At 36.9% G+C, this 12,586-nt stretch carries 13 protein-coding genes and 1 tRNA gene; 4 read left to right on the plus strand and 10 right to left on the minus strand.

What is annotated here, in order from left to right:
- Nucleotides 1-38: 38 nt before the first annotated feature.
- Nucleotides 39-563 (plus strand): HEAT-like fold family protein, encoded by a 525-nt coding sequence (locus QYS49_RS00140; RefSeq protein ID WP_308349597.1) that lies wholly within the window; start codon nucleotides 39-41, stop codon nucleotides 561-563.
- Between the two features lie 80 nt (nucleotides 564-643).
- Here QYS49_RS00140 and accD read toward each other — a convergent pair whose 3' ends face one another.
- On the minus strand, nucleotides 644-1,483 hold the full coding sequence (gene accD, locus QYS49_RS00145; RefSeq protein ID WP_308349598.1) for an acetyl-CoA carboxylase, carboxyltransferase subunit beta: 840 nt from the start codon (nucleotides 1,481-1,483) through the stop codon (nucleotides 644-646).
- 289 nt (nucleotides 1,484-1,772) lie between these two features.
- Here accD and QYS49_RS00150 point away from each other — a divergent pair, with 289 nt between their 5' ends.
- The gene (locus QYS49_RS00150; protein ID WP_308349599.1) at nucleotides 1,773-2,363 is read left to right on the plus strand and encodes a TetR/AcrR family transcriptional regulator; all 591 of its coding nucleotides are present in this window, start codon (nucleotides 1,773-1,775) and stop codon (nucleotides 2,361-2,363) included.
- Between the two features lie 27 nt (nucleotides 2,364-2,390).
- Complete coding sequence (locus tag QYS49_RS00155) at nucleotides 2,391-3,467, plus strand: 3-oxoacyl-ACP synthase III family protein (RefSeq protein ID WP_308349600.1); 1,077 nt, start codon at nucleotides 2,391-2,393, stop codon at nucleotides 3,465-3,467.
- A 57-nt stretch (nucleotides 3,468-3,524) separates the two neighbouring features.
- Here the strand turns inward: QYS49_RS00155 and QYS49_RS00160 are convergent, their stop codons facing one another.
- The 4 genes from QYS49_RS00160 to era form a co-directional block, all read right to left on the minus strand.
- Nucleotides 3,525-3,785 carry a hypothetical protein gene (locus QYS49_RS00160; RefSeq protein ID WP_308349601.1) on the minus strand — a complete coding sequence of 87 codons (261 nt, stop codon included), beginning with the start codon at nucleotides 3,783-3,785 and terminating at the stop codon, nucleotides 3,525-3,527.
- 66 nt (nucleotides 3,786-3,851) lie between these two features.
- On the minus strand, nucleotides 3,852-5,159 hold the full coding sequence (gene der, locus QYS49_RS00165) for a ribosome biogenesis GTPase Der (RefSeq protein ID WP_308349602.1): 1,308 nt from the start codon (nucleotides 5,157-5,159) through the stop codon (nucleotides 3,852-3,854).
- Nucleotides 5,160-5,215: 56 nt separating this feature from the next.
- Complete coding sequence (locus QYS49_RS00170; protein ID WP_308349603.1) at nucleotides 5,216-5,572, minus strand: four helix bundle protein; 357 nt, start codon at nucleotides 5,570-5,572, stop codon at nucleotides 5,216-5,218.
- Between the two features lie 137 nt (nucleotides 5,573-5,709).
- Nucleotides 5,710-6,594: a GTPase Era gene (gene era / locus QYS49_RS00175; protein WP_308349604.1), complete on the minus strand. Its 885-nt coding sequence runs from the start codon at nucleotides 6,592-6,594 to the stop codon at nucleotides 5,710-5,712.
- Between the two features lie 109 nt (nucleotides 6,595-6,703).
- On the opposite strand from era, the gene QYS49_RS00180 reads away from it, so the two are divergent.
- A tRNA-Met gene (locus tag QYS49_RS00180) sits at nucleotides 6,704-6,776 on the plus strand.
- An 82-nt stretch (nucleotides 6,777-6,858) separates the two neighbouring features.
- On the opposite strand, the gene QYS49_RS00185 is transcribed toward QYS49_RS00180, so the two are convergent.
- The 5 genes from QYS49_RS00185 to QYS49_RS00205 all read right to left on the minus strand — a co-directional run bounded on the left by QYS49_RS00185 (nucleotide 6,859) and on the right by QYS49_RS00205 (nucleotide 12,317).
- On the minus strand, nucleotides 6,859-7,518 hold the full coding sequence (locus tag QYS49_RS00185; protein ID WP_308349605.1) for a phosphoadenylyl-sulfate reductase: 660 nt from the start codon (nucleotides 7,516-7,518) through the stop codon (nucleotides 6,859-6,861).
- Between the two features lies 1 nt (nucleotide 7,519).
- Complete coding sequence (locus QYS49_RS00190; protein ID WP_308349606.1) at nucleotides 7,520-8,122, minus strand: precorrin-2 dehydrogenase/sirohydrochlorin ferrochelatase family protein; 603 nt, start codon at nucleotides 8,120-8,122, stop codon at nucleotides 7,520-7,522.
- The gene (cobA, locus tag QYS49_RS00195; RefSeq protein WP_308349607.1) at nucleotides 8,106-8,864 is read right to left on the minus strand and encodes a uroporphyrinogen-III C-methyltransferase; all 759 of its coding nucleotides are present in this window, start codon (nucleotides 8,862-8,864) and stop codon (nucleotides 8,106-8,108) included. The genes QYS49_RS00190 and cobA overlap by 17 nt, the downstream gene beginning before the upstream one ends.
- Nucleotides 8,865-8,866: 2 nt before the next feature.
- The gene (locus tag QYS49_RS00200) at nucleotides 8,867-10,993 is read right to left on the minus strand and encodes a ferredoxin-like domain-containing protein (RefSeq protein WP_308349608.1); all 2,127 of its coding nucleotides are present in this window, start codon (nucleotides 10,991-10,993) and stop codon (nucleotides 8,867-8,869) included.
- Nucleotides 10,994-11,144: 151 nt separating this feature from the next.
- Nucleotides 11,145-12,317 carry a trans-sulfuration enzyme family protein gene (locus QYS49_RS00205; protein ID WP_308349609.1) on the minus strand — a complete coding sequence of 391 codons (1,173 nt, stop codon included), beginning with the start codon at nucleotides 12,315-12,317 and terminating at the stop codon, nucleotides 11,145-11,147.
- Between the last annotated feature and the right edge of the window lie 269 nt (nucleotides 12,318-12,586).

Genomic DNA, 12,586 nt, shown 5'->3' on the forward strand with positions numbered 1-12,586 from the left:
AGTTGTGACCATTGACAATAAACATATATACATGAAATATGGATTTGAAAACAAAATTAAAAAGTAGAATTAGTAAAAATGAAATAGTAGAATTAATTCAATTATTGAATAATAACAGGATTTCTATTGAGGAAATAATTGATCTACTCAAAAATAAGGAAACACAATTTCAAGCATCATGGTTGATGACTCACTTAGTTGAAAATAAACCAAGTATTTTAAAAGAAATTCATATTACACAATTAGCAGAAATCTTAGAAAACACAACACATGAAGGACTTGAAAGAAATATCTGGCGCTCGCTAAATTTCGTTGAAATACCACCCGAAACACATGAAAGTCTGATAAACACAGCATTTGAAAAACTAGAGAACCATAAAACCGCAATAGCAATACAGGTTTTCTCAATGAGTGTATTGGAAAAGCTTTTGATTAAAGAAGTAGAATTGCAAAAAGCACTAAAAGCAATATTAGAACTAAAATTGGAGCGGCAACCTACACCCGGCTTGAAGTCAAGAGCCACTAAAATAATTAATAAAATCAATTCAAAAATTGAATATTAAAAAAAATAATCTTTCCTAAAAACTTAAAATGCCATTTGGACAAAATGGCATTTTAAGTTTTAATATCTATTTAATGAAAATTATTTCAACATTTTCAATAAAGTAGTCAGTTTTGTTTTTAATTGTCTTCTATCCACAATGAAATCTAAAAAGCCATGTTCTAAAACAAATTCAGCGCTTTGGAAACCTTTAGGCAAATCTTTTCCAATAGTTTCGCGAATAACTCGTGGTCCAGCAAAGCCAATTAATGCACCTGGTTCGGCTATATTAAAATCACCCAACATAGCATAAGAAGCTGTTACGCCACCCGTTGTAGGATCGGTTAATAAAGAAATATAAGGGATTTTAGCCTCAGAAAGTTGAGCTAATTTTGCTGAAGTTTTTGCCATTTGCATAAGCGAAAAACCTGCTTCCATCATTCTGGCACCACCTGATTTAGAAATCATCAAGAAAGGAACCTTCTTTTTGATAGAGTAATCAATTGCACGAGCAATTTTTTCACCTACCACAGACCCCATTGATCCACCAATAAAACTGAAATCCATACAAGCTACGCATAAATCCAAGCCGTTCATTTTACCATGGGCGGAACGAACTGCATCCTTTAATTCCGTTTTCTCCTGAGATTGTTTTATTCTCACCGGGTAAGGTTTGCTATCCACAAAATCCAATGGATCAGCAGAACTCATATCTTTATCAAGCTCAGTGAACTTGTTATCATCAAAAAGAATTTCAAAATATTCTTTAGAACCTATCCTAACATGATATTCATCATCAGGACTAACGTAAGCATTTTCCTTAAGCTCACGCATGTGAATAATTTTACCACCGGGGGTTTTATACCATAATCCGTCTGGTGCTTCTTTTTTATTTTCTGTAGGAGTTAAAATCCCTTTATTTTGTCGCTTAAACCAAGCCATATTGTTTCAATTTTAAATCAAAACCTATATTAGGTTCTTGTTGGAAGTTCAAAGATAAATGAATTGACTGTCAATTGCCAAAGTAAAAGTTTAAAACCCAATCCAAATCTTTAATTTCATCTCTATTTTAACCTTATACCACTCTGAATGACGAATTAATTATTAAATATACACTCACTTAAAAATAAAATACAAACTAATCCTAACAAACGTTAGTAGCTGATTTACAGAATATTAAAAAATCATAAAAATATTTTGTTAGAAAATATAAAGCTGCGACATTTACGGAATGAACGTTCATTCCGCCATAGAAAACAAACTAGATAAAAAGACATTAATACTAGAAACCACATTAGAATTGATTTCTGAAAATGGGTTTCATGGAACTCCTATATCTATGATTGCTGAAAAAGCAGGAATCGGAGCTGGAACTATATACCGTTATTTTGAAAACAAGGAAGACTTGATCAATGAGTTATTCAAAGAAATCAAAAGGCGCGTGATGCATGCGATGTTATATGACTATGATGAAAAAGAAAGTTTTAAGGAAAGATTCAAGCATTTATGGATGAATTTAATCCATTATTTTATGGACCATCCTAAAGCTTTTCAATTTATAGAACAGCATCGTTATGCTTCCTACATGAGCAAATTGACCAGAGAAGAAAGTTTTATGATCATGTCTCCAGTTATGATGTTTTTTATTGAAGCCAAAAGGGCAAAGGCCATGAAAGATTTACCGGTTTATACGATTATCTCATTATCATATGGGCCAATAACTTCTTTGGCAAAATTGCAGATTGACCATGAACAACATTTAAGTGCGGAACGCATAGAGCAAGCAGCGGATGCCTGCTGGGATGCAGTAAGAAGAATTTAAGCAGTATTATATTACAAACATAAAATTATGAAAACACCTAATGTAGTTTTTAATGGAATTGGTTCTTATGTGCCAGAAAACATAGTTCCAAACGAACATTTTCTCAATCATGAATTTTACATGGAAGATGGAAAACCATTTGATATATCGAATGAGGAAATCATCAAAAAATTTGAAAAGATTACAGGCATAAAGGAGAGGCGTTATGCAAATGATGATCAATTAAATTCTGATTTAGGTGCACTTGCAGCTGAAAACGCATTAAAAAATAGTAGCATAGATAAGGAAGAATTGGATTATATTATCTACGCTCAAAATTTTGGAGATATAGAAGCTGGCACCAACAGGATTGACAATATGCCTAGTTTGGCTGCGAAAGTAAAGCATAAATTAAAAATTCAGAATCCTGATGTGGTTTGCTATGATATTATTTTTGGGTGTCCGGGTTGGGTACAAGGCGTTATTCAAGCCTACCAAATGATAAGAAGCGGATTTTGCAGAAATGTAATGGTTATCGGAGCAGAAACTTTGAGTAGATGTGTTGATCCTCATGATAGAGACGGAATGATTTTTTCTGATGGCGCTGGAGCTACTATTGTATCAGCATCATATGATGACGACAGAAAAGGGATTTTAGGCTTTGCCAACAGAACAGATGCTAATGAAGAATTGAATTACCTGGCAATGGGAAAATCCAACAAGCCTAATATGGATAAAGATGCCCGCTACATTAAAATGAAGGGTAGAAAAATTTATGAATATGCATTGGATGAAGTAGCCACTGCTATGCAATCCGCTCTTAGGCGATCTGGTATATTTATGGAAAATATTCAAAAGGTGTTGATCCATCAAGCGAATGAGAAAATGGACGAAGCAATTCTTAGAAAGCTTGGTCAATTATATAATTTAAAGCTTGAAGCAAAAGACATGATGCCTATGACTATCCAGAAATTTGGAAACAATTCAGTTGCCACTGTTCCCGTTATGCTAGATATGGTATTAAAAGGAGAGATTGAAGGACATGAAATCAAAGAAGGGGATGATATTATTTTAGCCTCTGTTGGTGCAGGCATGCACATTAATGCTATAATTTATAGAATGTAGTATAAACAAAAAAAGACCGCTAGAGCGGTCTTTTTTATTTCATCTTATGTAAAGAAATTATCCTTCTACTTCTTCTTTAACCTCTTCAGTTGCTTCTTCTACTTCTTCTGTACCTTCTTCTACTGCTTCTTCAGTTCCTTCTTTTACTTCTTCAGCAGCATCTTCGATCTCATCACCTGCATCTTCTACAGCATCTTTTACTTCTTCAGTAGATTCTTCTATCTGATCTTTTGCTTCTTCTTTTTCGCTTTTGTTATCGCAAGCAACTACAGCTAAGGTGAAAGCACCTAATAAAAATAATGTGAATAATTTTTTCATAGTTAAAATGATTATGGTTTAAGATGTAAATGTATCTATTTATTAAGACTGACAAAAGCATATTTGCTATTTTTTTCTAAAAACAAGCTTAACAGGCACACCTTCAAAATCAAAATGCTCTCTTAACCTATTTTCCAAATAACGCTCATAAGGAGGTTTTATATATTGTGGAAGATTACAGAAAAAAGCAAAAGTCGGAGTATAAGTTGGCAACTGAGTGACATACTTAATCTTAATATATTTCCCCTTTAAAGCAGGTGGTGGATATTTTTCAATCTCTTTCAACATTGCTTCATTAAGAGCTGAAGTAGTTACTTTCTCTGTTCTACTAAAATAAATTTTAGTGGCTAATTCTATTGCTTGAAAAATTCTTTGTTTTTCAATTACAGAGGTGAAAATAATCGGGATATAATCTAGTGGGCCTAATTTTTCCTGAATATCTTTTTTAAACTTATCATGTGTCTTACCATCTTTTTCAACCAAATCCCACTTATTGACCATGATCATGATGCCCTTTTTATTTTTATGAGCCAGACCAATTATTTGCATATCTTGAGACTCAAACCCACGAGTTGCATCAATCATTACTATACAAACGTCACTGTCTTGCAAAGCTTGAATGGCTCTGATAGTGGAATAAAATTCTATATCATCTTTTGTTTTGGTCTTTTTTCTTAATCCCGCAGTATCAGTCAGGATAAAATCTTTTCCATATAACTTATAATGCGTATTGATAGAATCTCGGGTTGTTCCTGCAATATCAGTTACGATAGTTCTTTCATCACCTAATAGAGCATTTAGAAATGAAGATTTTCCAGCATTTGGACGGCCTAAAATCGCCAATCTCGGTACTCCTTCAAAAGGATCTTTATGATCATCATCTGGGAAAAGCTTCACTACAGCATCCAAAACCTCTCCAGTTCCAGAACCACTAGCAGATGACATGCTAAAAACTTCATCGAAGCCTAAGCCATAAAATTCACCAGCCATATAGCTCTTTTCAGTGTTATCAGCTTTATTGGCAATTACATAAACTGGCTTACCTACTTCTCTTACGATATTTGCGAAATCTTTATCCATATCCGTTAAGCCGGTATGGCAATCGACCATAAATAAAATAACAGTCGCTTCTTTTAAAGCTTCTTTTACCTGCTTTCTGATTTCTTTTTCGAATATATCGTTGGAGCCGGTTACATATCCACCTGTATCGATTACAGTGAATTTTTTTCCGATCCATTGCGCCTCACCGTACTGTCTATCGCGCGTTACGCCCGATTCATTATCCATAATCGCCTGCTTACGCTCTACTAAACGATTAAAAAAGGTGGATTTACCGACATTCGGTCTCCCTACTATTGCTACTATGTTTGACATTTTTAATTACGAATTATAAATTTTTTAATTACGAATTTGGAAAAGGACAATTCACTTTATTCCGTTTTCGCTTTTATAGTTTTTTGTATTGAACCAATGATTTTTAATATTTCTTCACATTTCTCTATCATTAGTAATGCTTTATTAGGTTCTAATAAGCCAGAATCTTTAATTAACCTTAACCAATAATGTGTTTCTCTAGCTTCTTTATATGAAATTGATAGTTTTGCTATAAAATCCTTTCTTGATTGAGCGCCAATTGCTTCTTCCACATTTGCCCCAACTGAAGTACCTGACCTTAATATTTGAGAAGATATTTCAAAATGTGTTTCCTTTTTTAATAACTGAGCAATCTTAATAACTTCTAAAGCAAATTGATAACTTTTTAATTGAATGATATTTTGCGATTTCATTGTTGGGGATATTTAGTTGAAAATATTTTAGGAGATGAAGTTAATAAAAACTATTAATGTCATCTCAAATTTCCTAATTGATAATTCGTAATTCGTAATTCTTAATTCTTAATTCGTAATTATTAATTATTAATTAATCAGTATCCAAATCGTTTCAACTTCAAGTCTTTCTTCCTCCAGTCTTGCTCCACTTTTACAAAGGTCTCAAGGTGGATTTGCTTATTGAAAAAGGTTTCTAAATCCTTACGGGATTCAATACCTACTTTTTTTAGTGCTTCTCCTCCTTTGCCTATGATAATCCCCTTTTGGGATTTTCTTTCTACATAAATTTCAGCTCTAATTCTGATGATTTTCTCATCTTCCTTAAATTCAGTTACTACTACCTCACAGCTGTAAGGAACTTCTTTTTTATAATTTTGAAATATTTTTTCTCTGATAATTTCCTCCACAAAGAATTTTTCTGGTTTATCCGTCATTTCTTCTTTGGGGAAATATGGCGGATGAACAGGCAATAAATCTATCAATTTATTGAAAAGCCCATCAATATTGACCTTTTCTAAAGCCGAAACCATAATTTGATGATCCGGCTCAATAATCTCAGCCCAATATTTCATCTTATCCTCTGCTTGAGAACCTTTCGACTGATCAATTTTATTCATGATCAGTATAATAGGAACACCACTATTCTTGATTCTATCAATCAATACATCGCCCTCTTCATATTTTTCATATAAATCCGTTACAAATAGCATGATATCGGCATCTTCCAAGGCAGCTTTTACAAATCGCATCATGGAATTATGCAGCTCGTATTGCGGACTTAAAATGCCGGGCGTATCAGAATAAACGATTTGAAAGTCTTCCCCACTCAAAATCCCCATAATTCTATGACGGGTCGTTTGAGCTTTAGAAGTAATAATAGAAAGGCGTTCACCAACTAAAGCATTCATTAAAGTGGATTTTCCCACATTTGGCTTACCTACTATACTTACAAATCCGGCTTTGTGCTGATTTTCTGACATTAATTAAAATTTATTTTGCAAAGGTACTTGATTTTAATGAATTTCTAATTACCTTTGTAATCCTTTTGAAGCAAACATCTAAAAAGATGTTCAAATCAAGAGTTTATATCGCGGGGTGGAGCAGTTGGTAGCTCGTTGGGCTCATAACCCAAAGGTCACAAGTTCGAGTCTTGTCCCCGCTACTACAAAGCCTGTTTAATGTAAATTAAGCAGGCTTTTTTATTTTTTAGTATTGTCCACCGGATCAAGTAAAAAATAAATCTGCTACAAATGAATCCCACATTCCACCTTAGCATTTCCTGCCCATCTTCCTTCCCTACCATTCCCTTTCACGGTACAATGCGTACATCCGATAGAGCTATAACCTTTTGCCACTAATTTGTGGCTGGGCAGTTCGTGTATAAAAAAATAGGCGTGCACCTCTTCTGGGGTCATATCCAATAGCGGATAGACCTTTAAAATATTTTCTTTTTGATCGAAAAAAGTCAGGTTTTTGCGGTTCTCGTTTTGGTATTTAAACAAGCCCGACAACCATATTTTATGGGATTCGCGCAATGCTGCCAATGGCTCCACTTTATTAATAAAGCAGCATAAATCCTGATTATGCTGATAGGTATAATTTTCTTCCGTAAAGCGATGCTTATTTTTGGGTGCCCCAATCGTTTTTACATTTAAGCCCAATTGAGTTTGAAGTTTTTCTTTATAGGCTTTGGTTTCTTCAAAATGATAGCCTGTATCCAAAAAATAAATGGGGTGCTTGGGACTAATTTTATGAATCAAATGCAAAAGCAAAGCAGATGAACTCCCAAAAGAGGAAGTCATCAGAATCTCGTCCTCAGCAAAATGATCGAATACCCAGCGCACCCTATCTTCTATGGAATAGTTTTCAAAATCAGCAAGCGAAAACCCCTTGATGCTGTCCATATCAATTTTCCTTTTTATCGTGTACAAAGGAGGCAGTGATTTCATTTAGCACCTCCATTTTTTTCTCAAAATCACCTTTTAAACCTTTTCTAATCTCTGCCAGATTTTGCAGGATCTCATCCGTATTATCGGGCAGCACTTCTTCCAAAATTACCCTTAGCCTTTTTGCAAATGTGGGCGATTTCCCATTGGTGGAAATCCCGATTTTCAGATTACCTTTTTTTACAGTGCTCCCCAGGTAAAAATCACAGAGTTCGGGAGTATCGGCCACATTCACTAAAATTCCTTTTGTCTTGGCATCCAGATAAATTTGCTGGTTCACTTCATAAAAATTAGTGGCACCTATCACCAGATTAATGCCTTCCAAATCGCTTGGCGCATATTTCTTTTCAACCAACTTAATGGCGGGGTGAACCACTGCAATTTCCCTAATCTCATTCCTAATTTCAGGAGCTACTATTTTTACATTGGCTTCTTGATCATTTTTTAATAAAGCCTGCAGTTTCTCCCAGCCTACATATCCTCCACCCACTACCAGCGTTTGGATTTTATCCAGTTTTAGAAAAGCAGGGAACAAATGGTTTTCTTCAGATCTGTGTGACATGCTGCTGTAAGTTTTTGATAGTGGAAAAATCATTTTGCTGTGCTACCGACTCCCCTACTAAGATGATCCCTGGAGAAGCCACTTTTTGCTCGCTAATAGTATGCGCTAATTGCCCTACCGTTGTCCGATAAACTGTAGCATTTGCCAAAGAGCCATTGGAAACAATGGCAGCAGGCAAATCGGCTTTGTCTTGCAGTGCATAAGCCGTACTAATAGCCGCAGCTTTTCGTAAACCCATTAAAAAGACTGCCGTGGCGGTAGTTTCCGCTACTTTGGCTACATCCCGGGATAAACCCCCGCTTTTGGTGGTAGCCGTCACTACCCAAAAGCTTTCGTTCACACCCCTAGTGGTTAAAGGTAGACCGTACATCCCTGCTAAATTGATACTGGAGATACCGGGCACCACTTGAGTGGCAATCCCGAAACTCTCGGCATAATCAATTTCCTCTTTTCCTCTTGCGAAAATAAAAGGGTCTCCTCCTTTTAATCTAACTACATGCCCATGGCTAAACACATTTTCAATAATCAGCTTATTGATTTCTTCCTGTTTATAGCTGTGCTTTCCTGCTCGCTTTCCTACATAGATTTTCAATGCTTTTGATGGTGCATAATTTAATAATTCGGGATGCACCAAAGCATCATATAATACCACATCAGCCTGCGCCAATGTTTTGATTCCTTTCACACTGATCAGATCCGGATCTCCCGGCCCAGCACCTACTAAACTTAATTTCTTTTCCATGATTATGCTTTATAAAAATGATTAATGACTTTCTTTTCTGTTGATTCTATTCCTCTTAAGCTTTTGGCTTCTTCCAAAAATTGATGCGCAGATTTCAGATAATGCTTTACAAATTCCTCCGTTGGTTTTTGTGATTTTATCTGGTAAACCAAGTCAGCAAATGAACTTTCCAGTTTAAACTTTTCGGTATCCACAAAATGTGTATCAAAATCTGCAATGATGCCTGCTTGGGTATTACATTGCACGTCTTCCGCCAGCAAAAGGGCTTTGGCGGTGGTGACCAAAACATTATAGCTATTGTATAAAGCATGCTCCAGCTCAGCCTCCTGCAATTGCTCGTAGGCAGCCACCAATTTTTCCTCAGCCTCTTTGAAAATGGTACTGACCAAATCGAAGCTGGCTCCGGCACATTCTCCCAATCCAATTTCAGGAGTAAATTCTTGATCTCGATTCCAGTCGATATAATCTTCATGTTTGATGTCAGTCAGATCACCCAAATGCTTCAGTAAATCATAGAAGTACTTTTTTTCTTTTGTTCTAAAATAATCAGGGTAAAAAGCACCATTGGCATTGGCTTCATAATCCTTCAGCAGAACCCTAAAAGCTTCTGGGATTCTTTTAGTCGGCAGTTTTATGACCTTTTCTGCTGCCAAGCCTGTTCCATCTGCTCTCAATCCACCACCCAAAACCACTTGCATAGCAGGCACTACTTTTGCCTTGTTTTTGATGGAGCTTCCGTGCAATCCAATGCCAGCAATCATGTGTTGCCCGCAAGCATTCATACATCCACTGATTTTGGTATTAATCAGTTTACTATGCGCCAGATGCGGGAACTCCTGCAATAAGAATTTTTCCAAAATATCCGCCAAGGCAGTGCTATTGGTGACACCCAAATTACAAGTATCCGTTCCCGGGCAAGCGGTGATATCGGCAAAGCTTTCCGCACCGGATTGATTTAGTCCCAGTTCGCCCAATTTTTCGAATAAAACCGGCAAAGCATTTTTTCGGACAAAGCGAATGACTAAGCCCTGATATACACTGATGACCAGATCTCCCCCCACAAATTCGTCAATCACATCCGCTAATTTTTTGGCTGTTACGTGATCAATATCGCCCAAAGGTGCTTTTACCAAAACTCCATAATAAGCTTCTTGCTTTTGCTCAAAAACATTGGAGTCCAACCACTGTTGGTAAGCCCACTGATCTTTCACATCGAAGGTGGAATAGATTTTCTCTGGCTTTGCTTCTTTAATTGCACTAGGCTTCAAATCCAATGGCTTGGGATGCAATACTTTTTCTTCTTCCTCCACCAATCTTCTGAATTCATCCAGTCCGATTTTCTTGATGAGGAATTTCAAGCGGGCTTTCATCCTTTTCTCCCGCTCGCCAAAACGGTCAAAAACTCTTAGTGCCGCTTCCAGGAAAGTGATCAATCTGTTTTCAGGAAGAAATTCAAAGAATTCCTGAGCCAAAATAGTTTGTGCACCTAATCCACCCCCAACCAAAACTCGAAATCCTTTTTCTTCTTCTGTCCCATTTTTCTTCAAGACCGGGATGAATCCGAAATCATGAATGAAAGCAAAAGCCGTATCCTTTTCACTGGATGAAAAAGCAATTTTAATCTTTCTGCCCATCTCTTGGCAAATCGGGTTTCTCAGGAAAAATCGGAATACTGCATCCAGATAAGGCGTAACATCAAAAGGCTCATGTGGATCAATACCTGCCTTATGACTTGCGGTAATGTTCCGAACCGTATTCCCACAAGCTTCCCTGGCGGTTAAGCCGGAAGCTTCTAGTGCTGTCCAGATGGCTGGAGAATCATCCAGTTTTACATAATGAAATTGAATATTCTGTCTTGTGGTCAAATGTATATTCCCTGTTGCATATTGATCTGACAAATCAGCTACTACTCGCAATTGATTAGTAGTAATTCTCCCAGCAGGAATTTTTAATCGGAACATCTGCACGCCCTGCTGTCTTTGTCCGTAAACCCCACGGGTTAATCGGTAGGCTTTGAATTTCTCTTCATCAATCTGACCAGATCGGAAGAGTTCAATTTTATTTTTAAGCTCAGCTATGTCTTTTTTAGCTGGCTTCGGCAATGTTAAGTTTTCATTTAATAGTGTCATAATTTTGATTTTTTGAGTAAAAAAAATGCCTCTTGCGGAAGGTTGGATTCTGCAAGAGGCACTATAATTTGGGTATAGCGATATCATGCAGCATCCGGAGGAGCCTTGCAACACATCATAAAACAGATCTTATTTTCTAATCTTAATTCCATTATTTAGAACCTTTTAGTGCTTGTTCTATATCTTCAATTATATCATTCACATTTTCCAACCCGACCGATAATCGGATTAGTCCATCGGCAATTCCCACTCTATGTCGTTCCTCCTTACTCAACTTACTGTGAGTGGTCGTAGCAGGATGCGTCACAATAGAGCGCGTATCACCAAGATTGGACGTAACCGAAAGCATTTGTAGATTATTTATAAATTTACTGCATCTTTCGCCTCCTCCTTTCACAATAAAAGTGAGAATACCACCTCCTTTTAGCATCTGTTTTTTGGCTAAATCAAACTGAGGGTGCGATTTCAAGAAGGGGTATTTCACGCTTTCTAATTCGGTATGTCCCTCTAAATATTCAGCTATTTTCAATGCACTTTCGCAATGTCTGTCCATACGTACCGCCAAAGTTTCCAAGCTTTTGGAGAGCACCCATGCATTAAAAGGCGAAATAGCTGGCCCAGTGTGGCGACTGAAAAAGCGCACATCTTTAATCAATTCTTTGGAGCCCATTATCAAACCGCCTAAAACTCTACCTTGTCCGTCAATAAATTTGGTGGCACTATGGGAAACAACATGAGCACCCCATTTGGCAGGTTGCTGCAAGTAGGGAGTGGCAAAACAATTATCCACCACCAAAATCAAATTGTGCGCTTCCGCCAATTTCCCCAACCACTCCAAATCAATGATTTCCAAACCAGGATTGGAGGGCGTTTCCACAAAAATCATTTTAGTTTCCGGTTTTATCAGGCTTTCCCATTCATGTGTTCTGCTGATGTCCGCATAAGTGTGAGAAATGCCCCACTTCGGAAAAATCTGCGTCAATAATTGGTGGGTAGAGCCGAATAATGACCTTGCTGCCAAAATATGATCGCCTTGCTGGAGCAATGCCGCCATACTTCCAAACATGGCCGCCATGCCAGTTGCGGTAGCAAAACCATCTTCCAAGCCCTCTAATCGAGCCATTTTATCAATTAGTTCGGAACTATTCGGGTTTGAAAAGCGCGAATAAATATTACCTTCTTCTTCATCATTGAATAATGCTTTTGCTTGTTCGGCATTATCAAAAGTAAAGGATGAGGTAAGGTAAAGTGGCACAGCATGTTCTCTGTTGCCACTTTGGGCAGCTTGGGTACGGATAGCCTGAGTTTCGAAATGTTGAGACATAATTATATTGGTTATAGTTTTCCCACTGGAGGAAATTAAGTTTGACAAAAATTGAGTTGGATAAGCTTCTAAAATGCGTTTGGGAATTGCTTAGGATTCTATCCTTTACAAATTCTACCCACTCCCCAAAAGCTTAAATTGGAAATCAACAACAGCAGTTGCTACAACAGCAAATGTTAATTTGATTAGTAGATTTAGAAATAGACATGAATTCCAATGATTGATCGTATAAATCAATTTGGAGATTGTGCGAAATGTAAACTTTCTGT

The organism is Marivirga salinae (genome assembly GCF_030503855.1).
In the GTDB taxonomy this organism is placed as follows: Bacteria; Bacteroidota; Bacteroidia; order Cytophagales; family Cyclobacteriaceae; genus Marivirga; species Marivirga salinarum.

Excerpts from the sequence above, each read along its gene's own strand:
- der (WP_308349602.1), bottom strand. The coding sequence starts at position 5,159 with ATGTCAAACATAGTAGCAATAGTAGGGAGACCGAATGTCGGTAAATCC.
- QYS49_RS00200 (WP_308349608.1), bottom strand. The coding sequence starts at position 10,993 with ATGACACTATTAAATGAAAACTTAACATTGCCGAAGCCAGCTAAAAAA.
- accD (WP_308349598.1), bottom strand. The coding sequence starts at position 1,483 with ATGGCTTGGTTTAAGCGACAAAATAAAGGGATTTTAACTCCTACAGAA.
- QYS49_RS00190 (WP_308349606.1), bottom strand. The coding sequence starts at position 8,122 with ATGTCACACAGATCTGAAGAAAACCATTTGTTCCCTGCTTTTCTAAAA.
- era (WP_308349604.1), bottom strand. The coding sequence starts at position 6,594 with ATGTCAGAAAATCAGCACAAAGCCGGATTTGTAAGTATAGTAGGTAAG.
- QYS49_RS00140 (WP_308349597.1), top strand. The coding sequence starts at position 39 with ATGGATTTGAAAACAAAATTAAAAAGTAGAATTAGTAAAAATGAAATA.
- QYS49_RS00150 (WP_308349599.1), top strand. The coding sequence starts at position 1,773 with ATGAACGTTCATTCCGCCATAGAAAACAAACTAGATAAAAAGACATTA.
- QYS49_RS00155 (WP_308349600.1), top strand. The coding sequence starts at position 2,391 with ATGAAAACACCTAATGTAGTTTTTAATGGAATTGGTTCTTATGTGCCA.
- QYS49_RS00160 (WP_308349601.1), bottom strand. The coding sequence starts at position 3,785 with ATGAAAAAATTATTCACATTATTTTTATTAGGTGCTTTCACCTTAGCT.
- cobA (WP_308349607.1), bottom strand. The coding sequence starts at position 8,864 with ATGGAAAAGAAATTAAGTTTAGTAGGTGCTGGGCCGGGAGATCCGGAT.
- QYS49_RS00170 (WP_308349603.1), bottom strand. The coding sequence starts at position 5,572 with ATGAAATCGCAAAATATCATTCAATTAAAAAGTTATCAATTTGCTTTA.
- QYS49_RS00205 (WP_308349609.1), bottom strand. The coding sequence starts at position 12,317 with ATGTCTCAACATTTCGAAACTCAGGCTATCCGTACCCAAGCTGCCCAA.
- QYS49_RS00185 (WP_308349605.1), bottom strand. The coding sequence starts at position 7,518 with ATGGACAGCATCAAGGGGTTTTCGCTTGCTGATTTTGAAAACTATTCC.